Source organism: Streptomyces sp. Z26 (assembly GCF_003665095.1).
In the GTDB taxonomy this organism is placed as follows: domain Bacteria; phylum Actinomycetota; class Actinomycetes; order Streptomycetales; family Streptomycetaceae; genus Streptomyces; species Streptomyces phytohabitans.
In genome coordinates, this window is the sequence record NZ_RCHV01000002.1 from 3,126,475 (window position 1) to 3,151,545 (window position 25,071).

General features: G+C 73.3%; 20 protein-coding genes. 7 read left to right on the forward strand and 13 right to left on the reverse strand.

Features of this window, described 5'->3' with window-relative positions:
- Positions 1-7: 7 nt before the first annotated feature.
- On the reverse strand, positions 8-1,780 hold the full coding sequence (gene aspS / locus D7M15_RS13895; protein ID WP_121517798.1) for an aspartate--tRNA ligase: 1,773 nt from the start codon (positions 1,778-1,780) through the stop codon (positions 8-10).
- A 142-nt stretch (positions 1,781-1,922) separates the two neighbouring features.
- On the opposite strand from aspS, the gene D7M15_RS13900 reads away from it, so the two are divergent.
- The gene (locus tag D7M15_RS13900) at positions 1,923-4,409 is read left to right on the forward strand and encodes a SpoIIE family protein phosphatase (protein WP_121517799.1); all 2,487 of its coding nucleotides are present in this window, start codon (positions 1,923-1,925) and stop codon (positions 4,407-4,409) included.
- Between the two features lie 52 nt (positions 4,410-4,461).
- Here the strand turns inward: D7M15_RS13900 and D7M15_RS13905 are convergent, their stop codons facing one another.
- Together D7M15_RS13905 and D7M15_RS13910 are read right to left on the reverse strand one after the other, a co-directional pair.
- On the reverse strand, positions 4,462-5,421 hold the full coding sequence (locus D7M15_RS13905; RefSeq protein ID WP_121517800.1) for a pirin family protein: 960 nt from the start codon (positions 5,419-5,421) through the stop codon (positions 4,462-4,464).
- A 121-nt stretch (positions 5,422-5,542) separates the two neighbouring features.
- Positions 5,543-6,064, reverse strand: a complete 522-nt coding sequence (locus tag D7M15_RS13910; protein WP_121517801.1) for an SseB family protein — start codon at positions 6,062-6,064, stop codon at positions 5,543-5,545.
- 112 nt (positions 6,065-6,176) lie between these two features.
- Between D7M15_RS13910 and D7M15_RS13915 the strand changes: the two genes are divergently transcribed.
- The 3 genes from D7M15_RS13915 (at position 6,177) to D7M15_RS13925 (ending at position 9,919) form a co-directional block, all read left to right on the forward strand.
- Positions 6,177-8,015, forward strand: a complete 1,839-nt coding sequence (locus D7M15_RS13915) for an acyl-CoA dehydrogenase (RefSeq protein WP_121517802.1) — start codon at positions 6,177-6,179, stop codon at positions 8,013-8,015.
- A gap of 247 nt (positions 8,016-8,262) precedes the next feature.
- Positions 8,263-9,558, forward strand: a complete 1,296-nt coding sequence (locus D7M15_RS13920) for a M18 family aminopeptidase (protein ID WP_121517803.1) — start codon at positions 8,263-8,265, stop codon at positions 9,556-9,558.
- 145 nt (positions 9,559-9,703) lie between these two features.
- Positions 9,704-9,919 (forward strand): hypothetical protein, encoded by a 216-nt coding sequence (locus tag D7M15_RS13925; RefSeq protein WP_121517804.1) that lies wholly within the window; start codon positions 9,704-9,706, stop codon positions 9,917-9,919.
- Positions 9,920-9,943: 24 nt separating this feature from the next.
- Here D7M15_RS13925 and D7M15_RS13930 read toward each other — a convergent pair whose 3' ends face one another.
- Together D7M15_RS13930 and D7M15_RS13935 are read right to left on the reverse strand one after the other, a co-directional pair.
- On the reverse strand, positions 9,944-11,878 hold the full coding sequence (locus D7M15_RS13930) for an NHL domain-containing thioredoxin family protein (RefSeq protein WP_121517805.1): 1,935 nt from the start codon (positions 11,876-11,878) through the stop codon (positions 9,944-9,946).
- Positions 11,879-11,947: 69 nt separating this feature from the next.
- A complete protein-coding gene (locus tag D7M15_RS13935) occupies positions 11,948-12,502 on the reverse strand; it encodes a MarR family transcriptional regulator (protein WP_121517806.1) in 555 nt (184 codons plus the stop codon).
- Positions 12,503-12,624: 122 nt separating this feature from the next.
- Between D7M15_RS13935 and D7M15_RS13940 the strand changes: the two genes are divergently transcribed.
- Positions 12,625-13,038 carry an organic hydroperoxide resistance protein gene (locus tag D7M15_RS13940; protein ID WP_121517807.1) on the forward strand — a complete coding sequence of 138 codons (414 nt, stop codon included), beginning with the start codon at positions 12,625-12,627 and terminating at the stop codon, positions 13,036-13,038.
- Positions 13,039-13,158: 120 nt separating this feature from the next.
- The gene (locus tag D7M15_RS13945; RefSeq protein WP_121517808.1) at positions 13,159-13,647 is read left to right on the forward strand and encodes an LURP-one-related family protein; all 489 of its coding nucleotides are present in this window, start codon (positions 13,159-13,161) and stop codon (positions 13,645-13,647) included.
- Between the two features lie 80 nt (positions 13,648-13,727).
- Here D7M15_RS13945 and D7M15_RS13950 read toward each other — a convergent pair whose 3' ends face one another.
- Entirely contained in the window at positions 13,728-14,507 is a 780-nt protein-coding gene (locus tag D7M15_RS13950; RefSeq protein WP_121520763.1) for a carbon-nitrogen family hydrolase, read from the reverse strand.
- A 206-nt stretch (positions 14,508-14,713) separates the two neighbouring features.
- On the opposite strand from D7M15_RS13950, the gene D7M15_RS13955 reads away from it, so the two are divergent.
- The gene (locus D7M15_RS13955) at positions 14,714-15,544 is read left to right on the forward strand and encodes a maleylpyruvate isomerase family mycothiol-dependent enzyme (RefSeq protein WP_121517809.1); all 831 of its coding nucleotides are present in this window, start codon (positions 14,714-14,716) and stop codon (positions 15,542-15,544) included.
- 62 nt (positions 15,545-15,606) lie between these two features.
- Here the strand turns inward: D7M15_RS13955 and D7M15_RS13960 are convergent, their stop codons facing one another.
- The 7 genes from D7M15_RS13960 to D7M15_RS13990 all read right to left on the reverse strand — a co-directional run bounded on the left by D7M15_RS13960 (position 15,607) and on the right by D7M15_RS13990 (position 24,707).
- Entirely contained in the window at positions 15,607-16,848 is a 1,242-nt protein-coding gene (locus D7M15_RS13960) for an MFS transporter (RefSeq protein ID WP_121520765.1), read from the reverse strand.
- 125 nt (positions 16,849-16,973) lie between these two features.
- Positions 16,974-17,681, reverse strand: coding sequence for a GntR family transcriptional regulator (locus D7M15_RS13965; RefSeq protein ID WP_121517810.1), 708 nt, complete (start codon positions 17,679-17,681; stop codon positions 16,974-16,976).
- Positions 17,682-17,815: 134 nt separating this feature from the next.
- Positions 17,816-19,303 (reverse strand): dihydrolipoamide acetyltransferase family protein, encoded by a 1,488-nt coding sequence (locus tag D7M15_RS13970; protein ID WP_121517811.1) that lies wholly within the window; start codon positions 19,301-19,303, stop codon positions 17,816-17,818.
- A gap of 21 nt (positions 19,304-19,324) precedes the next feature.
- On the reverse strand, positions 19,325-20,308 hold the full coding sequence (locus D7M15_RS13975; RefSeq protein ID WP_121517812.1) for an alpha-ketoacid dehydrogenase subunit beta: 984 nt from the start codon (positions 20,306-20,308) through the stop codon (positions 19,325-19,327).
- Positions 20,305-21,480 (reverse strand): pyruvate dehydrogenase (acetyl-transferring) E1 component subunit alpha, encoded by a 1,176-nt coding sequence (gene pdhA, locus D7M15_RS13980; RefSeq protein ID WP_121517813.1) that lies wholly within the window; start codon positions 21,478-21,480, stop codon positions 20,305-20,307. The genes D7M15_RS13975 and pdhA overlap by 4 nt, the downstream gene beginning before the upstream one ends.
- 474 nt (positions 21,481-21,954) lie before the next feature.
- On the reverse strand, positions 21,955-23,010 hold the full coding sequence (locus D7M15_RS13985; protein WP_121517814.1) for a phosphotransferase: 1,056 nt from the start codon (positions 23,008-23,010) through the stop codon (positions 21,955-21,957).
- A 20-nt stretch (positions 23,011-23,030) separates the two neighbouring features.
- Entirely contained in the window at positions 23,031-24,707 is a 1,677-nt protein-coding gene (locus D7M15_RS13990; protein ID WP_121517815.1) for a protein kinase, read from the reverse strand.
- Positions 24,708-25,071 lie beyond the last annotated feature (364 nt).

Consider the following 25,071-nt stretch of genomic DNA (forward strand, 5'->3'; position numbering starts at 1 on the left):
CAGACGGTCACGCCTTCGGGGCCGGGGGCTTCCGCAGCGAGAGGTGCAGCTCCCGCAGCCGGGACTCGTCGACCTCCGTCGGGGCGCCCATCAGCAGGTCCTGCGCGTTGCCGTTGAGCGGGAAGGCGATCGTCTCGCGGATGTTCGGCTCGTCCGCCAGCAGCATGACGATACGGTCGATGCCCGGGGCGATGCCGCCGTGCGGCGGGGCGCCGAACTGGAACGCCCGCAGCATGCCGCCGAACTCGCGCTCCACGTCCTCACGGGAGTAGCCCGCGATGCCGAACGCCTTGAACATGACGTCCGGTTCGTGGTTCCGGATCGCGCCGGACGACAGCTCCACGCCGTTGCAGACGATGTCGTACTGCCAGGCCAGGACGTCCAGCGGGTCCTGCGTCTCCAGCGCCTCCAGACCGCCCTGCGGCATGGAGAACGGGTTGTGCGAGAACTCGACCTTCCCCGTCTCCTCGTCCTTCTCGAACATCGGGAAGTCCACGATCCAGCAGAAGCGGAACACGTTCTCGACGAAGTGCCCCGTACGCCGGGCCGCCTCGACGCGGACCGCGCCCATGATCTTCGAGACCTCGTCGAACTCGCCCGCGCCGAAGAACACCGCCGTGCCCGGCTTCGCGTCCAGCGCGGCCAGCAGCGCCGCGACGTCCGCCTCCGTGAGGAACTTCGCGATGGGCCCGGTCAACTGCCCGTCGTCCCCGACCCGCACCCACGCCAGGCCCTTCGCGCCCTGCTCGACGGCGAACTCGCCCATCTGGTCGAAGAACTTGCGCGACTGGTCCGCCGTGTCCGGCACCGCCAGCGCGCGTACGTGCTTGTCCGCGAACGCCTTGAAGCCGCTGCCCGCGAAGACCTGCGAGACGTCGACCAGTTCCAGCTCGGCGCGCAGGTCCGGCTTGTCCGAGCCGTACTTGAGCATCGACTCGCGGAACGGGATGCGCGGGAACGGCGAGGTGACGTGGCGGCCCTCGCCGAACTCCTCGAAGATCCCGGTCATCATCGCCTCGATGACGCGGAAGACGTCCTCCTGCTCGACGAAGCTCATCTCGACGTCGAGCTGGTAGAACTCGCCGGGCGAACGGTCGGCGCGCGCGTCCTCGTCGCGGAAGCAGGGCGCGATCTGGAAGTAGCGGTCGAAGCCCGCGACCATCAGCAGCTGCTTGAACTGCTGCGGCGCCTGCGGCAGCGCGTAGAAGCGGCCCGCGTGCAGCCGGGACGGTACGAGGAAGTCGCGGGCGCCCTCGGGCGAGGTGGCCGACAGGATGGGCGTGGCCATCTCGTTGAAGCCCTGCTCGGTCATCCGGCGGCGGATGGAGGAGATGACGGCGGAGCGCAGCATCACGTTCCGGTGCATGCGCTCGCGGCGCAGGTCGAGGAAGCGGTACTCCAGCCGCCGCTCCTCGTTGACGCCGTCCTCGGCGTTGATGGTGAACGGGATCTGGTCGGCCGCTCCGAGCACCTCGACGTCGGTGACCTCGACCTCGACGTCGCCGGTGGGCAGCTCCGCGTTGACGTTCTCCGCGCCGCGCGCGACGACCTTGCCGTCCACCCGCACGGTGCTCTCCTTGGAGAGGCCGCTGAGCAGCTCGTGGACGGCGGTCTGCTCGGGCCGTACGACCAGCTGCACGATGCCGTAGTGGTCGCGCAGGTCGAGGAAGAGGATGCCGCCCAGGTTCCGCCGATTGTGCAGCCAGCCGCTCAGCCGGACGTCGCCGCCGACGTCGGTGGAACGGAGTTCGCCGCAGGTGTGGGACCGGTACCGGTGCATCAGTCATCCAAGTCGTCGGGCCGGGGTTTCGAGTGGAGACGGGACCGACGCCGTGCCGCGGCGGGGTCCCGTGACCCCTCAGGGTACCGCCCTGGGCCCCGCTCACTCGCCCCCCTATTCCGTACCTGCATAAAGTGGGGCAATGCGCACCGAGGACGTCCTGACGGCCGTGGGCACCGGTGTCTGGCGGTGGGAGAACACCACCGGCACGGTGACCCTCGACGCGCGCGCGGCGCGCCTGCTCGGGCTGGCCGGGGAGGGGGCGAGGGGAGCCACGGGCGCGGCCGGGGAGGCGGCGGACGCCGACGGCACCGTGACGGTCGGCGAGGCGGCGGCACGCTCCCGGCTGCACCTCACCGACTTCCTGGAGTTGCAGAGCATCGCCACCCTGGCGGTCACCGAACGGACCCTGGCCGAGGCACTCGTACGGGTCGTCGCCCCGGACGGTTCGGTGGTGCGGACCGTACGGGTGCGGATGCGCGCCGTCGGCGCGGGCCGGGGCCCGGACGGGGAGACCGGCCCCGCCCCGTTCCACGTCATCGGGCTCATGTCGGAGATCCCCGACCCGCCGCCCAGCTCCAGCGGCCCCAGCGCGCCGGGCGCCCCCGCCGGGATCTCGCGGACCCGCGTGACCGGCGACTGGCGGCGCTCCCGCGAGGCGTTCCTGCTGGACGCGGGCCGGGCGCTGGCCGAGGCGCGGTCCACCGCCGAGGTGCTGCGGGTGGTCGCCGGGCTGTCCATGCCCGGCTTCACGCCGGACGGGCTGGCCGTCTTCGGTGTGGAGGGCGAACGGCTGTCGGTGATCGGCCACCACGGGCACGCGCCCGGCGACGAGGGCCCGTTCGTGGACATGCTGCTGGAGACGGACTACCCGGCGGCGCGGGTCGCGCGTACGGGCCGGGCCGTCTACCTCCCCACCCCCGACGACTACCGCCGCCGCTTCCCCACCACCTGGCCGCTGGCCTCCTCCTTCGGGCGGCAGTCGTGGGCGTTCCTGCCGCTGACCGTGGCGGGCCGGACCATCGGCGCGTGGCTGGCGGCGTTCTCGCACCCGGTCGCGTTCACCCCCGACGAACGGTCCGTGCTGTCCACCGTCGCGCGCATGCTCGCGCAGGCGCTGGAACGGGCGTCCCTGCACGAGAGCGAACGCGAACTGACCGACGGCCTCCAACGCGCCCTGCGGCCCGCCGAGAAGCCCGGCATGGAGGGCATGGAGATCGCCGCCCGGTACGTGCCGACCGGTGGCGGCCTCCAGGTCGGCGGCGACTGGTACGACGTGATCCCGCTGCCGTCGGGCCGTACGGCCGTGGTCATCGGTGACGTGCAGGGGCACGACGTACGGGCCGCGGGGATCATGTCGCAGCTGCGGATCGCCCTGCGCGCGTACGCCGCCGAGGGCCACCGGCCGGACGCGGTGCTCTCCCGCGCCTCCCGCTTCCTCGGCGGCCTGAACCGCGCGGAACAGGCCGGGCGCGACACCGGGCCCGGCTCGGGCTACGGCACCGGCCCGGCGTACGGCACCGCGGCGGGCGACGCGGGCGGGGACGGGGACGGCGGCACCGCCGCGGAGGCGCGCTTCGCCACCTGCCTCTACATGGAGGTGGACCCGCGCACCGGCCGCCTCGACGTGGCCCGCGCCGGGCACCCCGACCCGGCGGTACGGATGCCGGACGGCACCGTACTCGTACGGCCCACCGAGGGCGGCCTCCCGCTGGGCGTCGACCCGGACACCGTCTACCCCACCAGCCAGCTGCTGCTCCAGCCCGGCGAGACGCTGCTGGCCTGCACGGACGGGCTGATCGAGACCGGCGGGCACGACCTGGAGAGCGGCTGGGAACGGCTGCGCGAGGTGTGGGCCGCACAGCCGGACGACGCCCCGGGGGCGGCGGCGCCGCTGCCGACGACGGTGCCGCCCCCGGAACGTACGACGGGTACGGGTAAGGGCGCGGGTTCCGGCGGGGACGCGGAGGCCGGGACGGCGGGCCGGGAGCGGGCGGGCGGCCTGGAGGCACTGGCCGACGCGCTCGTGCAGGCGGTCCACGGCCCCTCCTCGCACCACCGCACGGGCCCACTGGCCGACCGCCGCGAGGACGACATCGCGCTGCTCCTGCTGCGCCGCAAGGGCGACGGCACGTACGACGGGACGGCCCGTACGCCGGGCCGCCGCACGGTGCTCACCGTCGCGCAGGCCGCGCCGGACCGGATCGCGTCGGCGCGGCACCAGCTGGAGTACCTGATGCACGACTGGAAGGACGAGGGGCAGATCCACGGCGCGGTGCTGATGCTGTCGGAGATGCTGACGAACGTCCTGGTGCACACCGACGGCGACGCCCTGGCCGTAGCGGAGATCAGCGGCGAACGCGGCGCGCGCCTCCTGCGCGTCGAGGTCGCGGACCACAGCGACGAACTGCCGCACCTGCGCACTCCCGGCGAGATGGCGTCGTCGGGCCGCGGCCTGATCCTCATGGAGTCGCTGGCGGGCGCGTGGGGCGTGGACCCGGTGGGCGACGGCAAGTCGATCTGGTTCGAGATCCGCGAGAACGCCGACACGGACACCCCCGCCGACACGGACCCCGACCGGGACCCCGACCCGGACACCGGAGCCGACGCCGGAACGGTCGCGGTCTGACCCGCGCGGCTCGATCCGCGCGGGTCCGTCGTCCGGGCCGGTCCCCCGTCGCTCAGTCGCGCGTGGCGGGGACGCGGCCGAGGCGGCCGGCCTGGAAGTCGTCGAACGCCTGCTGGAGTTCGGCCCGGGTGTTCATCACGAACGGCCCGTAGTGCGCGACCGGTTCGCGGATCGGGCGGCCGCCGAGGAGGACGATCTCCAGGTCGGGCGCGTTGCCGTCCTGCCGCTCGTCCGCCCGTACGGTGAGCGCGCCGCCCGCGCCGAGCACCGCGGCCTGGCCGAGGTGCAGGGGGTGGCGGTCCGGGCCGACGGTGCCGCGCCCGGCGAGGACGTACGCGAGCGCGTTGAAGTCGGAACGCCAGGGGAGTACGGCCTCGGCGCCGGGCGAGACGGTGGCGTGCACCATCGTGATCGGCGTGTGCGTGACGCCCGGGCCGTCGTGGCCGTCGAGGTCGCCCGCGATGAGGCGGAGCAGCGCGCCGCCGTCGGGGGTGGTGAGCAGCTTGACCTCGCCGCCGCCGATGTCCTGGTAGCGGGGGGCGGTCATCTTGTCCCTGGACGGGAGGTTCACCCAGAGCTGGAGGCCGTGGAAGAGGCCGCCGCTGACGACCAGTTCCTCGGGCGGCGCCTCGATGTGGAGGAGGCCGGACCCGGCCGTCATCCACTGGGTGTCGCCGCCGTTGATGGTGCCGCCGCCGCCCTCGGAGTCCTGGTGCACGAAGGTGCCGTCGATGAGGTACGTGACGGTCTCGAAGCCGCGGTGCGGGTGCCAGGGCGTGCCCTTGGGCTCGCCCGGCGCGTAGTCCACCTCACCCATCTGGTCCATCATGATGAACGGGTCGAGGTGGCGCTGGTCGATGCCCGCGAAGGCGCGGCGGACCGGGAAGCCCTCGCCCTCGTAGCCGGTGGGCGCGGTGCTCACGGCGAGCACCGGGCGCTGCGCGGCGGTCGAGGGGTCGGGGGCGGCGACCCGGGGGAGAGTGAGCGGGTTCTGGACGGTGATCGCGGGCATGGTGAGCCTCCTCGTCGACATCCCCAGAGTAGTTCAACATTGAACGGAATGCCATACGAGCCGCCCCGGCCGAGTCCGCGCGCACCGGCCCACCCGCGCGCGGACCCGGCCGTACGCCGACTCAGCCGTACATGCGGCGCATCGCGTAGTCGACCATCTCCTCGACGGCCTTCGCGTCGAAGACCACGCGGTGCTCGCCCTCCATGTCCAGCACGAAGCCGTAGCCCGACGGCAGCAGGTCCAGCACCTCCGCGCCGGTGATGACGAAGTACTTGGACTCCTTGCCCGCGTACCGGCGCAGCTCCTTGAGCGTGCTGAACATCGGGATCACCGGCTGCTGGGTGTTGTGCAGCGCGAGGAAGCCCGGGGTGTCGCCGCGGGGGCAGTAGACCTTCGAGGTCGAGAAGATCCCCTGGAACTCCTCGCCGCCCACCGTGCCGGTGGTGAAGGCGCGCACGGCCTCCGCGAGGGACGGCGGCGACGGCTCCGGGTAGAGCGGCTGCTGCCCGTACGAGGACGGCGGCTGCTGCTGCGCGTACTGCTGGTGCGCGGCATGCTGCTGATGCACGTGCTGCTGTCCGTGGTGGGACTGCTGGCCGTGCGAGGAGTGACCCGGGGCCGTGCTCTGGTCGTAGCCGTACATGCGGGCAAGCGTAACGAGTCACACATCGGCGGCGAGGGGTTGCTTCTTATTACCGACCGGTAGCATCATGGTCGTACTTGCTGGTACGAACGAGTCATACGGAGCCGTCGCCATGGGGCACTACAAGTCGAATCTCCGCGACATCGAGTTCAACCTCTTCGAGGTGCTCGGCCGCGACACGGTCTACGGCACCGGACCGTTCGCGGAAATGGACGTCGAGACCGCCCGGAGCGTGCTCTCCGAGATCGCGCGTCTCGCCGAGAACGAGCTGGCCGCGTCGTACGAGGACGGCGACCGCAACCCGCCCGTCTTCGACCCGGAGACCAACACGGCGCCGGTGCCCGCCTCGTTCCGGAAGAGCTACCAGGCGTACATGGACGCCGAGTGGTGGCGGCTCGGTCTCCCCGAGGAGATCGGCGGCACCCCCGCGCCGCGCTCCCTGCTGTGGGGCTTCGCGGAGTCGGTGCTCGGCGCCAACCCGGCGATCTGGATGTACGCCTCCGGGCCCGCCTTCGCCGGCGTCCTCCACGAGGAGGGCACCGAGGAGCAGCACCGGATCGCGCAGCTGATGACGGACCGCCAGTGGGGCTCCACCATGGTGCTGACCGAGCCGGACGCCGGTTCGGACGTCGGCGCCGGGCGGTCCCGGGCGATCCAGCAGGACGACGGCACCTGGCACATCGAGGGCGTGAAGCGCTTCATCACCTCCGGCGAGCACGACATGTCGGAGAACATCGTGCACTTCGTGCTCGCCCGCCCCGAGGGCCACGGCCCCGGCACCAAGGGCCTGAGCCTCTTCATCGTGCCGAAGTACGACTTCGACTGGGAGACCGGCGAGCTGGGCGAGCGCAACGGCGTCTACGCCACCAACGTCGAGCACAAGATGGGCCTCAAGGTGTCCAACACCTGCGAGGTCACCTTCGGCGCCAACGCCCCCGCGAAGGGCTGGCTGCTGGGTGAGAAGCACGACGGCATCCGCCAGATGTTCAAGATCATCGAGTTCGCGCGGATGATGGTCGGCACGAAGGCCATCGCGACGCTCTCCACCGGCTACCTGAACGCGCTGGAGTACGCCAAGGAGCGCGTCCAGGGTGCCGACCTGGCGCAGTTCACCGACAAGACCGCGCCGCGCGTCACCATCACCCACCACCCGGACGTACGCCGCTCGCTGCTGACGCAGAAGGCGTACGCGGAGGGCATGCGCGCCCTCGTCCTCTACACCGCCTCCGTGCAGGACGAGATCCTCGTCAAGGAGCACGCGGGCGAGGACGCCTCGGCGGCGAAGCGGCTGAACGACCTGCTGCTGCCGATCGTGAAGGGCTACGGCTCGGAGAAGTCGTACGAGCAGCTCGCGCAGTCGCTCCAGACGCTCGGCGGCTCGGGCTACCTCCAGGAGTACCCGGTCGAGCAGTACATCCGGGACGCCAAGATCGACACCCTCTACGAGGGCACCACCGCGATCCAGGGCCAGGACTTCTTCTTCCGCAAGGTCGTACGCGACCAGGGCCAGGCGCTCACCGCGCTCTCCGAGGAGATCAAGAAGTTCCTCGCGGAGGCGAAGGGCGGCGAGGAGCTGGCCGCCGCGCGCGACGAGCTGTCCCGCGCCACCGGCGACCTGGAGGCCATCGTCGGCGCGATGCTGACCGACCTGGCCGCCACGGAGAAGGACGTCAGGTCCATCTACAAGGTGGGCCTGAACACCACCCGCTTCCTGATGGCCTCCGGCGACGTCGTCACCGGCTACCTGCTGCTGCGCGGCGCGGCCGTCGCCGCCGAGAAGCTGGCCGAGCGCACCGCGAGCGGCAGCACCAAGGACGTGGCGTTCTACCAGGGCAAGATCGCCGCGGCGAAGTTCTTCGCGACGACCGTGCTGCCGGGGCTCGCCGTGGAGCGCGCGCTGTCCGAGTCGGTGGACCTGTCCGTCATGGACCTGGACGAGTCGGCGTTCTGACGCCACGGCCCCACGGGGCCGCGCACCAGCCCCCCATGCGGGACGGGCCCCACTCCCGGTCGGGGGAGCGGGGCCCGTCCCGTGCGCGCCGCGGGCGTACGGGGGCGGGTCCCGCAGGCGTACGGGGGCGCGCGCCGCGGGCGTACGGGGAGCCGTCCCGTTCGCGCGGAGGGTCCCGCGCCGTCCGGACAGTGGAGTCCGCCCCCGTTCGTCCGGTGGTCACGGGCCCGTTCGTATGCTGAGGGCCATGACGAACGCCAGTCGCTTCGACCGCGGACACACCGACGAGTTGCTGACCTTCCTCACGGAGTCGCCCACGCCGTACCACGCCGTGGCCACCGCCGCGCGGCTGCTGGAGAAGGCGGGCTTCCGGCAGGTCGAGGAGACGGCCGCCTGGGAGGGCGGGACCGGCGGCAGGTACGTGCTGCGGGGCGGCGCGCTGATCGCCTGGTACGTGCCGGAGGGCGCCGGGGCCGCCGCCCCGTTCCGCATCGTGGGGGCGCACACCGACTCCCCGAACCTGCGGGTCAAGCCGGTGCCGGACACCGGCGCGAACGGCTGGCGGCAGATCGCCGTCGAGATCTACGGCGGCACCCTGCTCAACACCTGGCTCGACCGCGACCTGGGGCTGGCCGGGCGGCTGTCGCTGCGCGACGGTACGACGCGGCTGGTGAACGTCGACCGGCCGCTGCTGCGCGTTCCGCAGCTCGCCATCCACCTGGACCGGCAGGTCAACGACGGGCTGAAGCTGGACCGGCAGCGGCACATGACGCCCGTCTGGGGCCTCGGCAGCCCCCGCGAGGGCGACCTCCTCGACTTCCTCGCCGGGGAGTGCGGGGCCGGGGTGAGCGCGGCGGACATCACCGGCTGGGACCTGATGACCCACAGCGTGGAACCCCCGGCGTACCTGGGCCGGGAGCGCGAACTGGTCGCCGGGCCCCGCATGGACAACCTGCTGTCCGTGCACGCGGGCGCCGCGGCGCTGGCGGCGGCGGCCGGGCGTACGGACCTGGCGCACGTGCCCGTGCTCGCCGCCTTCGACCACGAGGAGAACGGCAGCCAGTCCGACACCGGCGCGGACGGGCCGCTGCTCGGCACGGTGCTGGAGCGCTCGGTGTTCGCGCGCGGCGGCAGCTACGAGGACCGGGCGCGCGCCTGGGCCGGGACGGTCTGCCTGTCGTCCGACACCGGGCACGCCGTCCACCCCAACTACGCCGAGCGGCACGAGCCGGGGCACCACCCGATGCCGAACGGCGGCCCGATCCTCAAGGCGAACGTCAACCAGCGCTACGCCACCGACGGCACCGGCCGCGCGGTCTTCGCGGCGGCCTGCGAGCGGGCGGACGTGCCGTGGCAGCACTTCGTCTCCAACAACGGGATGCCGTGCGGCACCACCATCGGCCCGATCACCGCGGCCCGGCACGGCATCGCCACGGTGGACATCGGTGTGGCGATCCTCTCGATGCACTCGGCACGCGAACTGTGCGGCGCGGACGACCCGTTCCTGCTGGCGAACGCGCTCGCGGCGTTCCTCGCGGGCTGAGGCGGCCCGCCCCGGACGCCGGGGGGCGGGGCAACGGGGTGCGGGCGTAAGGAGGTTGGCGGGGCGTCAGCCGTTTGCCGTGCGCCGGGCCTGGTACCCGCCTCCCGGACAGCACAGACAGCGTCCGAAGGAGGCGGGACAACCCATGGGCATCGTCATGCTCGCCGCGGGGGCCATCCTCACCCTGGCCGTCGACTGGAACACGGAGGCCGTGAACCTCGACGCGGCCGGGCTCATCCTGATGGCGGTCGGGATGCTCGGACTCTCCGTCTACGTGAGCATCTTCAAGCGGCGGCGTACGCAGCCGCCGAGCCCGGCGGCGCCGATCAGCGTCGAGGACAACCAGCACCACTGGGGGTAGTCCCGGTCTCCGGGCGCCCGGCGCTCAGTGGTCGGCGGCGTCGGTGGCGGCGTCGGTGTCGGCATCGGTGTCGGTGGCGTCCGCGTCGCCGTCGGTGTCCAGGCCCGCCAGCACCAGCGGGAGGCGCCGCGCGCCGTCCGGCGTGACCCGGACCGGGACGCCCCAGTCCTGCTGGTGGACGTGGCAGGCCGGGTACGGGTTAGCCGGGTCGTCGTCGCAGGACGCGGCCATCGCGGAGACGTGCAGCACGCCCTCCGTACCGGCGTCCGGCGCGAGGACGAGGGCGCGGGTGAGGTCCGTGCCGTCGCCCGCGCCCTCCGCCAGCAGCTCCGGCGGGGTGGCGCTGACGCGCAGCCGGGTGGAGGGGCCGTAGCGCGTGTCGAGCTTCTGGCCCGCGGGCGCCCGGAAGACGACGTCCAGCCGGAGCGCGCCCGGCGCGACCCCGGTGGCCGCGCGCCGCGTGCGGTGGGCGACGGACGGGACGCGTACCGCCTCGTCCGGCAGCCGCAGCCGGGTCAGCCGGTGCCGCGCGGACTCGACGGCCAGCAGCTCGCCGCCGTCCGCGAGCACCGCGTCCGACACCTCGCGCAGGTCGGTGGCGAGGGTGCTGACGCGGCCGGTCGCGGGGTCGTAGCGGCGCAGCGCGTGGTTGTACGTGTCGGCCACGGCCACCGAGCCGTCCGGGAGCGCCGTCACACCCAACGGGTGCTGGAGCAGGGCCTGTTCGGCGTCGCCGTCGCGGTGGCCGAAGTCGAAGAGGCCGGTGCCGACGGCCGTACGGACCTCCCAGCCGTCCGCGTACGCGTCCCCGTGCCCGTACGGCTCGCTGTCCGTACGGGCGCCGTCCGCGCGCCGGACCCAGCGCAGCGCCGAGGTCTCCGCGTCCGCCACCCACAGCCGGTCCCCGGCCGCCGCCAGCCCGGACGGCTGCGCGAACCACGCCTCGCCCGCCGGGCCGTCCACCAGCCCCTCGTCGGCGGTGCCCGCGGTGAGCGCCACCGTCCCGGCGGCGGGGTCGTACGTCCACAGCTGGTGCGTACCGGCCATCGCCACCCACACCCGGTCCGCGAACCACGCCACGTCCCACGGCGACGACAGCGCCACCTCCCGCGCCGGGCCGCGCACCGACCCGCCGCGCCACCACTGCGCGCCGGTGCCCGCGAGGGTGCCGACGAAGCCGGTCACCGGGTCGTACGAGCGCAGCGCGTGGTTGACCGTGTCCGCGACGACGACCGTGCCGTCCGGCAGCGCCGCGAGGCCCTGCGGCTCGCTGAAGCGGGCCGTTCCCGGCGGGCCGTCGACCAGCCCGCGTACGCCGTCCCCGATCCGCCGCAGCGGCGTCTCGCCGTCCTCCGCCAGCTCCACGAGCTGGTGCCGGGTGGTGTCCGAGACGAGGAACCGGCCGGTGCCCGGCAGGCGCAGCGCCTTGCCGGGGAAGCGGAGCACACCGGGCTCCGGCTCGGGCGGCACGTACGGGCCGTCGCCGCGGCGCAGCGTGCCCTTCGCCGCGTGCTCCTCGACCAGCTCCCCGACGAGGGTGTCCAGCGCGTGCGCGTGGCCCTCGCCCGCGTGCTGCGCGACGACGTACCCCTCGGGGTCGACGACGACGAGCGTCGGCCAGGCGCGTACGGCGTACTGCTGCCAGGTCGCCAACTCCGGGTCGTCCAGCACCGGGTGGTGCACGTCGTAGCGCTCGACGGCGTCCACGACGGCGCCCGGCTCGGCCTCGTGCGCGAACTTCGGCGAGTGCACGCCGACGACGACGAGCGTGTCCGCGTACCGGCGTTCCAGGTCGCGCAGTTCGTCGAGGACGTGCAGGCAGTTGACGCAGCAGAACGTCCAGAAGTCCAGCAGCACGATCCTGCCGCGGAGTCCGGCCAGGGTCAGCTCCCGGCCGCCGGTGTTCAGCCAGGCGCGGCCCCGCAGCTCGGGGGCGCGTACGCGCGCACGTCTCGTCATGCCCCCAGGGTGTCACGCCGGAACGCGGTCGCGGCCGGGTCGCGCCTGGTCACGACGGGTTACGGCAGGTTACGTCCGGTCGCGTACGGCGTCGTCCAGCGCCCGCGTGAGGCGGTCGAGCCGCTCGCGCAGCCCGTGCAGGTCGTCGGCCTCGATCCCGGCGGCGGCCCCGATCCGTACCGGGATCGAGCGCGCCCGCTCGCGCAGCGCCCACCCCTCCCGCGTCGGGCTGACGAGCACGGAGCGCTCGTCCTCGGGGCTGCGCCGCCGCCGTACGTACCCGGCCGCCTCCAGCCGTTTGAGCAGCGGCGACAGCGTCCCGGAGTCCAGGCGCAGGCGGCGGCCCGCGTCCCGTACGGGCAGCTCGCCGTCCTCCCAGAGGACGAGCATGGCGAGGTACTGGGGGTAGGTCAGGCCGAGGTCCTTGAGCAGGACGCGGTAGAGGCCGTCGAACGCGCGGGAGGCGGCGTGGAGGGAGAAGCAGATCTGCTGGTCGAGGCGGAGGGCGTCGACGGGGGCGGCGGGGTCCGGCGGTTCGGTCGGGTCCGGCGGGTCCGCGGGGTCCGCCGGGGCGCCCGGGGTGCCCGGAGGGGTGTCGGACGCGGGTTGCGGGAGCGGGCTCATGCGATCAGGGTAGCGCCGCCGAGATTTAAGTTGTGCACAACTTAATTGCGTGCTTGAATTACCGCCGTGGACGGCCGGGCAGGCCGCCACGAGCCCGGACCCACGACGTAAGGACGGACCCGATGAACCCGCTCTACACCGCCACCGCCACCGCCACCCACGGCCGTGACGGGCGGGCCGTCAGCTCCGACGGCAAGCTCGACCTCGACCTCAGCGTGCCCAAGGAGATGGGCGGCGACGGCGTCGGCACCAACCCCGAGCAGCTGTTCGCCGCGGGCTACGCCGCGTGCTTCGCCGGTGCCCTCGGCGCGGTCGGCCGGGCCGCCAAGGCCGACGTCGCCGACGCGTCCGTCACCGCCGAGGTCGGCATCGGCAAGGAGGGCGAGGGCTTCGCGCTCGCCGTCACCCTGCGCGTGGAACTCCCCGAGTCCCTCGACCAGGAGACCGGCCGCAAGCTCGTCGAGCAGGCCCACCAGGTCTGCCCGTACTCCAACGCCACCCGCGGCAACATCCCGGTCGAGCTCGTCGTCGAGTGACACCCGCCGCGCGCGCACCGCGCCGCCCGTCCGCGCCGTCCGGGGGACGACACGGGCGGGCGGCGTGCTTTCCGGCCGTACGGAGGTGAGATCTCGCGCGGGCGGGGAAACAGCTGAGCCATGAGGTATCTGGTACGGGAACGCGTGTTCGGCATCGGCGACGACTTCTGGGTCACGGACGAGAACGGGGAACGGGCCTTCCTCGTGGACGGCAAGGCGCTGCGGCTGCGCGAGACGTTCGAGCTGAAGAACCCGGCGGGCGACATCGTCGCCGTCATCCGGAAGAAGGCCGTCAGCATCCGCGACACCATGGTCGTCGAGCGCGACGGGGACACCCTGCTGACCGTCCGCGAGAAGCACTTCACCCCCATGCGGAAGGTCTACCGGGCCGAACTGGCCACCGGCGAGGAGCTGGAGATCCGGGGCGACCTGATCGGCAAGGAGTACGACGTCGAGTACGAGGGGGAGCGGCTGGCGCGGGTCTCCCGCAAGTGGTTCCGGGTGCGCGACACGTACGCGGTGCAGGTGGAGCGGCCGGACTCGGACCCGTCGGTGCTGATCGCCCTCGCGGTGTGCGTGGACCGGCTGATGGAGGACGACGACGAGTAGGCGGTGTCCGGGCGGCGGCCCGAGCGACGGCCGCCGCCGGCCCGTCCCGTTCCCGGCCCGTTCCCGTCCCGTTCCCGGCCTTACAGCACGCGGTCCTTCAGCGCCGGGAACTCCTCCCGCACCCGCGCCACCTGCGCCGGGTCCACCACCGCCGTGAGGACGCGCTCCGCCGCGTCCGGCGCCTCCGCGAGGACCTCGCCCCACGGGTCGACCACGACGCTGCGCCCGGCCTGCGGCACGTCCGCGTGCGTACCGGCGGAGCAGCACGCCAGCACGTACGCCTGGTTCTCCACCGCGCGGGCGCGGGCCAGCAGCGACCAGTGCGCCGCGCGCCGCGCGGGCCAGCCCGCGGGTACGACGAACAGGCCCGCGCCCGCGTCGACCAGCAGCCGGAACATCTCCGGGAAGCGCAGGTCGTAGCAGGTGGCCAGGCCCAGTACGGCCGACGGGTGCGCCACGGTGACCGGTTCGGTGCCCGCCTCCATCAGGACGGCCTCGCCCCGGTCGAAGCCGAAGCGGTGGATCTTGCGGTACGTGGCGACCAGCGCGCCGTCCGGCGAGAACACCAGCGAGGTGTTGAACAGCCCGCCGTCCGCTGCCCGTTCGACGACGGAGCCCGCGTGCAACCACACCCCCGCGTCGCGCGCCGCCGCCGACATCGCCTCGGCGGTGGGGCCCTCCGCGGGGGACTCGGCCTCCGCGTCGAAGCGCGGGTAGTCGAAGGCGCCGGTGGGCCACAGCTCGGGCAACACCACGAGATCCGCGGCGTGTTGGGCGCGTACGAGGTCGGCCGTACGGGCGCGGCGCGCGGCGGGCGGCTCGGCCGGGTCGACGTCCAGCTGGATCAGGGACACCCGGATCGGCGCCCCTCCGGTCGGGGCCGGGACGGACTCCGTGACCGGTTCCTTCGGGTTCGGGGAGGAAGCGCGCACCGTACCACCGTCCTTGCGTTCAAGGGGCTCGAAGGGACATAGCATCGTCACCCGAAAGCACTGCCGCCGTCCCCGTGGGCAGCGTAACTTGAGAGCACCCAGCCCGCCGAACGACCGTACCGCCGAGGGGTTCCGTGTCCGACCACCCAAACCTTCAGCACTACGCCGACGCCTGGACGCAGTCCATAGAATCGATATCGGAGCTGGTACGGCCGCTCGCCGAGGGCGAGTGGAACCGCAGGACCGACTGCACGGGATGGTCCGTCCGCGACGTCGTCTCACACATCATCGGCATCGAATGCGAGCTGCTGGGCGATCCGCGCCCGATCCACACACTTCCCCGCGACATCCGCCACGTGACGGACGAGTTCAGCCGCCACATGGAGATCCAGGTCGACGTGCGGCGCCACCACACGGGCCCGGAGATGACGAGCGAGCTGGAGTACACGATCATCCGGCGCTCCCGCCAACTGCGGAACGAGAAGCGCGAGCACGACTCGATGGTGCGGCACGTGCTCCCCGGCTGGGCGGAGGTCACCCTCGAACAGCAGCTGATGCTGCGGGCGTTCGACGTGTGGGTGCACGAGCAGGACGTCCGCCGGGCGCTGCGGCTCCCGGGCAACCTCGACTCGCCCGCGGCGCTGGTCACCCGCGACGTGCTGATCTCGGGGCTGGGCCCGGTGGTCGCCGAGCGGGCGGCGGCCCCGCGGAACTCGGCGGTGGTCATCGACGTCAGCGGGCCGGTGGAGTTCCTGCGCACGGTGCGCGTCGACGAGAACGGGCACGGCACGGTGAACGGCAGCCCGTCGCTGGGCCCGGCGGTCACGCTCTCTCTGGGCTGGGAGATGTACGTACGGCTGGCCTGCGGGCGGGTACGGCCGGAGGTGGCGGCCGAGCACGTCACGGTGGACGGGGACGCGGCGCTGGCGAAGGCGATCATGAAGAACTTCACCGTCGTCCCCTGACCCCGTCGTTCCCTGACCCCCCTTCGGGCGGCGGCGGGCCGACGGGGCGCGCGGCACGCCGTTCACGCCGGGACGTGGTGGACCGCCTCGACGCGGCTGGCGACCACCCGTTCCCGCTCCCGGCGCCGCGCGCGCCCGCGCAGCCGGAGGATCTGGCTGAGCCCGACCGCCTGGAGCACGAAGATCGTGCTGAACGCGGCACGGTAGTCGTCACCGGTCAGGTCCAGCAGCACGCCCACCGCGAGCAGCGTCGTCATCGAGGCCGTGAAACCGCCCATGTTGACGATGCCGGAGGCGGTGCCCTGACGCTCCGGCGGGTTGGCCGGGCGGGCGAAGTCGAAGCCCACCATGGACGCCGGGCCGCACGCGCCGAGCACCGTGCAGAGCGCCACCAGCACCGCCATCGGCGCCCGGCCCGGCCAGGCGAGCACCAGCGCCCAGACCCCGGCGGTCGCCGCGACCGTACCGAGCACGATCGGCATGCGCGCGGTGTGGTGCCGGGCGATCACCTGGCCGTAGACGAGGCCGAAGACCATGTTCGCCAGCACGATCAGCGTCAGCAGCCCGCCCGCCGTACCGCGCCCGAGGCCCTGCGCGTCCACGAGGAACGGCAGCCCCCACAGCAGCAGGAACACCATCGCCGGGAACTGCGTGGTGAAGTGCGCCCACAGCCCCAGCCGGGTGCCCGGCTCGCGCCAGGCGTCGGCGATCTGGCGGCGCACGTAGTCCCGTCCGAGGCGGGTGGGGGGCGCCGGGGCGTGGCCCTCCGGGTGGTCCCGGAGGAAGAGGAGCACCAGCGTCAGCGCCAGTACGCCGCCGAGCGCGCTGCCCGCGAACGTCGGCGTCCAGCCCGCCGCGGCGAGCACCCGGGCCAGTACGAGCGTGGTGACCAGGTTGCCCGCCATGCCGACCAGCCCGGCCAGCTGGCCGATCAGCGGGCCGCGCCGCGCGGAGAACCAGCGCCCGCCGAGCCGCAGCACGCTGATGAACGTCATCGCGTCACCGCAGCCGAGCAGCGCCCGGCAGGCCAGCGCCGTCCCGTACGTCTCGGACAGCGCGAAGCCGAACTGCCCGAGCGTGAACAGGACCGTGCCGAACGCCAGCACGCGCTTGGTGCCCCAGCGGTCGACCAGCAGGCCGACGGGGATCTGCATGCCCGCGTACACGAGGAGTTGGAGCAGGGAGAACGTGGAGAGGGCGGAGGCGTTGACGTCGAAGCGCTCCGCCGCGTCGAGCCCGGCGACGCCGAGGCTGGTGCGGAAGGTGATCGCGACGAAGTAGACGCCGACGCCGATGCCCCACATCGCGACGGCCCGCCGCCCGCCGAGCCCGGAGCCCTCCGGGGAACCGGCGGAGGAACCGGACGGGGAGCCGGGCGCGCGGCCGGGCGGGGAGCCGGGCGACGAGCCGCCGCCCGCGGATATGCCGCTCACGTCAGGTCACCGCGTACCAGGTGCCGTACGCGGCTGACGTGCTGCCGTACGGAGTCGGCGGCCGCGTCGGCGTCGCCCGAGCGGATCGCGTCGAGGATGCGGGCGTGCTCGGTGATGCTCTTCGCGACCCGGTCGGGGTGGGAGTGCATCACGGCGACGCCCATGCGCAACTGGCGGTCGCGGAGCTGGTCGTAGAGGCGGACCAGGATGTCGTTGCCGGTGGCGCGGACGATCTCGGCGTGGAAGCAGCGGTCGTGCACGGCGACCTCCGCGAGCCGACCCGAGGCGGCCTCGGCGCGCTGGCGCGCGAGCAGCTCCTCCAGCCGGTCGGTCAAACCGGCGGGCGGGGCGGCGGCGGCCTTGCGGACGGAGTGCTCCTCGACGAGCAGCCGGGTCTCGACCACGTCGGAGATCTCCTGCGCCGAGACGGGCAGCACCAGCGCGCCCTTCTTCGGGTACAGCCTGATCAGCCCCTCGGCCTCCAGCCGCAGCAGCGCCTCCCGCACCGGCGTACGGGAGACCCCGACCGCGGCGGCCAACTCGCCCTCGGTGAGCAGCATCCCGCCCTCGTAGCGGCGCTCCAGCACGGCCTGCTTGATGTGCGCGTAGACGCGGTCGGGCGCCGGGGGCCGCTTCGCGGGAGCGGAGGCGGACGCGGCCCCGGACGTGGGCGCGGGTGGGGTGAGGGCGGACGGGGAAGGCATGCACGCATCTTAGATACAACAGGTATGCGTACGGTACGCCGGTCCAGGATGCGGACCGGGCGGCCACCGGCCCCGCCCGCCCGCGGCGGGTGCCGGGGCGGACGGGGCCGGGTGGTCGCCGGGAACGGGACCGGTCAGGACCAGGTGATCAGGCGGCGCGGCCGTTCCAGCACGGCGGCGATGTCCGCCAGCACCCGCGAGCCGAGGGCGCCGTCGACCAGCCGGTGGTCGAACGACAGCGCCAGCGTGGTGACATGGCGCGGCTTGACCTTGCCCTTGTGCACCCAGGGCTGCTCCCGCACCTGGCCGAAGGCCAGGATCGCGGACTCGCCCGGGTTGAGGATGGGCGTGCCGGTGTCGACGCCGAAGACGCCGACGTTGGTGATCGTCACCGTGCCGCCCTGCATGTCCGCCGGGCTGGTCCTCCCCTCCCGCGCGGTGGCGACCAGGTCGCCGAGGGCGGTGGCCAGCTCCGGCAGCGTACGGGCGCCCGCGTCCTTGATGTTCGGGACGATCAGGCCGCGCGGGGTGGCGGCGGCGATGCCCAGGTTGACGTAGCCCTTCTGGACGATCTCCTGGTTCTCCTCGTCCCAGGCCGCGTTCACCTCCGGGTTCCGCCGGATCGCGACGAGGAACGCCTTCGCGACCAGCAGCAGCGGGTTGATCCGCAGCCCGGCCAGGTCCGGGTCCTCCTTCAGCTCCCGGACGAGCCGCATGGTGCGGGTGACGTCGACCGTCACGAACTCCGTGACGTGCGGCGCCGTGAACGCGCTGCTGACCATCGCCGCAGCGGTGGCCTTCCGCACGCCCTTGACGGGGATGCGGGTCTCCCGCGCCGCGTCGCCGGACGCGGGCCGTACCGCCGGGGCCGTCCGTCCGGCCACGGGCTCCGTACGCCCGGCCGCCTCGGCGGCGGGCGCGGGCTCGCGTGCGACGGCCGCGTGCACGTCGTCGCGGGTGATCACGCCGTCCGCGCCGGTCGGGGTGACCGTGGCCAGGTCGATGCCCAGGTCCTTGGCCAGCTTCCGTACCGGCGGCTTGGCCAGCGGGCGGCCCGCGCCGTTCGGGGACGCGGGTACGGGCGCCGGTTCCGGTTCGGGTACGGGCGCCGGTTCGGGTACGGGCGCCTCCGCCCGGCCGTTCAGCTCACCGGGGCGCTGCTTGCGCGGGCGGCGCTTGGTGGAGCTGGCGCTCACCCCGTACCCCACCAGCACCGGCTGCCGCTTGCCGCCCTCGGGCCCGTCCTCCGCCTCGTCGGCGTCGGTGTCGGCACCCGCCGTGTCCACGGAACCGGCGGTGTCCGCGGCCCCCGCGGCGGTCGCGGCGTCCACGACCTTCGCCGGGGACCCCACCGGGCCGGCCGACGGGTCGGTGTCGACGGTGATGATCACCTGCCCGACGTCGACCGTCACCCCCTCCTCGAAGCGCAGCTCGTGCACCGCGCCGTCGTAGGGGATCGGCAGCTCCACGGCGGCCTTCGCCGTCTCCACCTCGCAGACCACCTGCCCGTCCGCGACCGTGTCACCCGGCCGTACGTACCACTTGAGGATCTCCGCCTCCGTCAGCCCCTCGCCCACGTCGGGCATCCGGAACTCGCGGATACGGGTCGAAGTGTCCGTCATCGTCACGACTCTCCTCGGTCCTCAGTACGCCAGCGCGCGGTCGACGGCGTCGAGCACCCGGTCGAGACCCGGCAGGTACTCGTCCTCCAGCCGGGCCGGCGGATACGGCGCGTGGAAGCCGCCGACGCGCAGCACCGGGGCCTCCAGGTGGTAGAAGCAGCGCTCCGTGATCCGGGCGGCGATCTCCGCGCCCGCACCGAGGAAGACCGGCGCCTCGTGCACCACGACCAGCCTGCGCGTCTTCTCCACCGACCGCTGGACGGTGTCGAAGTCCACCGGGGAGATCGAACGGAGGTCGACGACCTCCAGGGACCGCCCCTCCTCCTCGGCCGCGGCGGCCGCCTCCAGGCACGTCTTCACCATCGGCCCGTACGCCGCCAGCGTCGCGTCCGTGCCCTCCCGCGCGATCCGCGCGGAGTGCAGTCCGGGGCCGGGGACGGTGGAGGTGTCGACCTCGCCCTTGTCCCAGTAGCGCCGCTTGGGCTCGAAGAAGATGACCGGGTCGTCGCTCTCGATGGCCTGCCGCAGCATCCAGTAGGCGTCCGAGGAGTTCGACGGGGAGACGCACTTGAGGCCCGCGACGTGCGCGAACAGCGCCTCCGGCGACTCGCTGTGGTGCTCCACGGCGCCGATGCCGCCCGCGTACGGGATGCGGATGACGACCGGCACCTTCACCTTGCCCAGCGCACGCGCGTGCATCTTGGCGAGCTGCGTGACGATCTGGTCGTACGCGGGGAAGACGAAGCCGTCGAACTGGATCTCCGCCACGGGCCGGTAGCCGCGCAGCGCCAGCCCGATGGCCGTGCCGATGATGCCGGACTCCGCGAGCGGGGTGTCGATGACCCGCTCCTCACCGAAGTCCTTCTGGAGTCCGTCGGTGATCCGGAAGACGCCGCCGAGCTTGCCGACGTCCTCTCCCATGACGAGGACCTTGGGGTCGTCCTCCATCGCCTTGCGCAGCGACTCGTTGAGCGCCTTCGCGAGAGGCATCCTGGTGGCGGTCACGACTGCTCGCCCTCCTCGGGCTCGAAGGACTCGAGGTAGGCGGCGTACTGCGCGCGCTCCTCGTCGACGAGGGCGTTCCCGTCGGCGTAGACGTGCTCGAAGATGGCCGTGGTGTCCGGGTTCGGCATGGTGCGCACCGCGTCCCGTACGCGCTTGGCGAGCGCGTCGCTCTCCTCGTCGATCGAGTCGAGGAACTCCTTGTCGGCCAGCTTCTCCTTCTCCAGCAGCGTGCGCAGACGCAGGATCGGGTCCTTCACCTCCCACGCCTCGCGCTCCTCGTCCCGGCGGTACTTCGTCGGGTCGTCGGACGTGGTGTGGGCGCCCATGCGGTACGTGAACGCCTCGACGAGCATCGGCCCCTGGCCGGAACGGGCCCGTTCCAGGGCCGCCTTGGTGACGGCGAGGCAGGCCAGCACGTCGTTGCCGTCGACCCGTACGCCGGGGAAGCCGAAGCCGGCGGCGCGCTGGTAGATCGGCACGCGGGACTGGCGCTCGGTGGGCTCGGAGATGGCCCACTGGTTGTTCTGGCAGAAGAACACGACCGGCGCGTTGTAGACGGCGGCGAAGGTGAACGCCTCGGCCACGTCGCCCTGGCTGCTGGCGCCGTCGCCGAAGTACGCGACGACCGCCGAGTCGGCGCCGTCCTTCGCGACGCCCATCGCGTACCCGGTCGCGTGCAGCGTCTGGGAGCCGATGACGATCGTGTAGAGGTGGAAGTTGTTGCTGTTCGGGTCCCAGCCGCCGTGGTTCACGCCGCGGAACATGCCGAGGAGGTTCGTCGGGTCGACGCCGCGCACCCAGGCGACGCCGTGCTCGCGGTAGGTCGGGAAGACGTAGTCGTCGTCGCGCAGCGCGCGTGCCGAACCGATCTGGGCGGCCTCCTGGCCGAGCAGCGAGGCCCACAGGCCCAGCTCGCCCTGGCGCTGCAACGCCGTGGCCTCGGCGTCGAAGCGCCGGGTCAGCAGCATGTCGCGGTAGAGGCCGCGCAGCTCGTCGGGGGTGGGGTCGAAGGCGTAGTCCGGGTGCTCGACCCGCTCGCCCTCGGGGGTCAGCAGCTGGACCAGCTCCGGGTCGCCCGAGGCCGCCTTCTTCTTCCTGGCCGCGCTCGCGCGCTTCCCGGTGCCGCCGCTGCGGCGCGTCGCGCTGCGCGCGGCAGTGCCTTCCACGGTCACGTGTGCTCCTCCGTCTTTCCGGCCCCCGGGATCTGCCGGGCGACCAGTGCGGCTCGCCCGGCCCCGGCACGGCGCACGGGGTTGGGTGCGGCGCGGACGGAACCGAGCGGTGACAGGCGTCCCGTTCGATGGCCCGCTGGGGAACAAGCTACCCAGCGGTGCCTGGTGCTTGCGAAGCCCTGTTGACCTGCGAATTTGCTCGGACGTCCAAGCAAAACCACGTTGATGTGCGATCGCACTGGTCACAGCCTCGGAAGCGGACGGGACTGTCGCACGGTATCCCGGCCCCCCGGAGCTCGGGAAGAGCCGAGAGCGGGCGGTGTACGGGACCGAACGGGTACCCGGAAGGGGTGGAAGCGGTACGTTCCGGGCGGGCGCGGCATACGGCGTCCGGCATATGGCACCCGGCACATCCACCTCGGGACGGGGACGGGGGCGGGGCGGCCCGACGTACGGCTGCCCGCGCGGTGCCCCTCAGCCGCAGAACGCCTCGCGCACCCGCTCGTAGTGCCGCGTCCACCAGACCACCAGCGCCGACGCCGCCGGGAACTGCGGGTCCGTACGCCGGTCCCGCAGCTGGTAGCGCCAGCGCAGCATCCAGAAGTCGTTCAGCCGCTCCCACCACACCCGGTGCACCGCCGCGCTCAGCTCCGCGACGGAGGCGGCGGCACTGCGCCGGTACGCCCGCGCGTACGCCCGCACCTTGGCCAGGTCCATCGTGCCGTCGGGCCGTACGAAGAAGATCGCCCCGCCCCGTACGGCCTCCTCCGCGCGCGGCTGCACGTCCAGCCGGTCCCAGTCGACGATCGCGACGGGCTCGCTGGCGCGGCCGGGGGCGAGGACGCCGTAGAGGAGGTTCAGCGGGTGGAAGTCGCCGTGCACCCAGCCCGTGGCGGGCACCGTGTCCGCGTCGGGGCGGCGACCGCCGTGCGCGCGGAGCAGCTCCAGCCGTTCCAGCAGCCGGTACTCGGCCAGCTCGTCGAAGCCGTCCCGGTCCCGGCGCGACCGCACCCGCCGCAGCAGCTCCCCGATGAGGCCCTCCGTCTCCGCCGGGTCCGCGCTGACCTGCGCCGCGACCGCGCCCGGCCCCGGTACGGGCGCGGGCTGCACCTGCGCCAACCGCGTGTGCACCTGCCCGAGGAGGCCGCCGAGCCGACGGCACTGCGCCGTCGTCAGCTGGTCGCCGTGGCAGTGGCGGCCCTCGACCCAGGGGTGCAGCGCGTAGCAGCGGCCGTCGACGACGGTGACCGTACGCCCGTCGCCGTCCGCCATCGGCGGCACCGCGGGCAGCCCCAGCTGCTCCAGCCGCGCCGTCGCCCGGTGCCGCTGCTCCAGCGGCGCGGGGTCGGCGGGGTCGGCGTCGAGGTGGTGCTTGAGGAAGAACCGGCCACGGGTCGTACCGAGCCGGTAGCCGTGGTTGAGCAGCCCGTACGAGAGCGGCTCGCAGGAGAGCACCTCGCCCACGCGGTGGCGGGCGAGCAGCGTCCGGAGGGTGTCCGCGGCGAGGCGCGGACGCGGCGGGTGGAGCACCGTACGGCCGGGAGCGTCGGTCAGTTGCCGGTGGCGCCGCCCGCGTCGGGCGCTCCCGCTTCGCCGCCGCCGTCGTCCGCACCGCCCGCCGGGTCGCCCTCGGAGCCGCCGTTCCCCGGGTCCGGCGGGTCCGTCGGACCGGTGCCGCCGTCGTCCGCGCCGCCCGCCGGGTCGCCGCCGCCGGGGGCGCCGCCGCCCTCGGTGCTGCTGTTCGGGCCGGACGGGGTGTCCGTCGGGTCGCCGGACGGGGTGTCCGAACCGTCGGTGGGCCGGGTGTCCGTCCACGTCGGGGACGGCTCCCAGGTGTTGCCGCCGTCGCCGCCGGTGCTGGTGCCCGGGTCCTCCGTCTCGTCCGGCCCGTCCGTCGGCTCGTCGCTCTTCTTCTCCTTCTTCGTGCTGCTGGAGCTGGTCTCGGGGTTGACGTCCTTCTTGTCCCCGTCACTGCCCAGGTCGAGCGCGAAGAAGATGCCCGCGGCGATCGCGATGACCGCGAGGAAGGCGATCAGCGCGTACTTGAAGCCGCCGCCACCGCCGCCACCGTGCCCGGCGCCGCCCGCGCCCATGGCGCGCGTGCCGTCGTACGCCCCGCCGTCGTCCCGGTCGGGGCGGCCCATCAGCAGCGGCGGACCCATCTGCGACGTGTCCGAGTGCTGCGGGTGGCCGAGCGCGCCCGCGCCGGGCACGCCCATCGCCGGGGTGGAGCCGCCGCCGTGCCCGACCGGGCCGGTGTTCCACAGGCCGCCGGTGTGGCTGCCCTGCTCGTGCAGCATCCGCAGCGCGTACTGGACGAGGCCGCGCATCTCCTCGGCGCTCTGGAACCGGTCGTCCGGGTCCTTCGCCAGCGACCGCATCACCAGGCCGTCCAGCTCCGGCGGCACCGCGTCGGAGACCTCGGACGGGGGCGCGGGGATGTCCTGCACGTGCTGGTAGACCACCGACAGCGGGGTCTCGCCCGTGAACGGGGGCCGCAGCGACAGGAGTTCGTAGAGGAGGCAGCCGGTCGCGTACAGGTCGGACCGGGTGTCGACGGTCTTGCCGAGCGCCTGCTCCGGCGAGAGGTACTGCGGGGTGCCCATCACCATGCCGGTCTGCGTCATGGTGTTGGACGCGCCGTGCAGGGCGCGGGCGATGCCGAAGTCCATCACCTTGACCGCGCCCTGGGCGGTGATGATGACGTTCGCCGGTTTGATGTCGCGGTGCACGATGCCGTGCTGGTGGCTGTAGGCCAGCGCCTCCAGCACGCCCGACACGATGATCAACGCCTGGTCGGCGGGCGGGGAGTCGGCGTTCTGGAGCAGCTCGCGGATGGTGCTGCCCTCGACCAGCTCCATCACGATGTACGGCGTGACGTTGCCGCCGCCGGTCTCCTCGCCGGAGTCGTAGACGGCGACCACCGCGTGGTGGTTGAGTCCGGCGACGGACTGGGCCTCGCGCGTGAAGCGGGCCTTGGAGACGGGGTCCTCGGCGAGGTCGGGGCGGAGCAGCTTGACCGCGACCGTACGGCCGAGGCGTACGTCCTCCGCCGCGAAGACCTCCGCCATGCCGCCGCGCCCGAGCCGGTGGGTCAGCCGGTAACGGCCGTCGCCGACCAGGCCGTTGTTCCCCCACGCCTCCGGCGAATCGGACATGGAACCGCCCGCTGACCCGCGCGACGCGTCAGGCTCCGAGGGGCCCCCAGCGGCTTGCGTCTGTGCCATCAGTCCTCGCCGTCGATCGTCCGCGGGTGGTGCGGTCGGGTACGCTCTCCCCCGCCTGGAGGCTACCGCCTCGCCGGGAGTGCCGGGATCGGGGCGGAACCGTCATCCAACCGGCTACGGCGTCCGGCTGGCAAGTTCGCTGACCGCGACGTGGGGGTACGCACCGCGGAGCCCTGAATTGAGATATGTGTCTCGCCGCCGCGGGCGCGAGGCGCGCATCGGGTCACGGAACGGGCAACGCGCTTGACGTGGCGTCCCCCTGCGGCAGACTTGACCAGGATCAGGGATCGGTGACGGCTGTCCGCGGGGCGCGGCCGCGGCGTCCCTGCAGCGCCGGGCGGACCGGCCGCGGACCCGGCGGGCC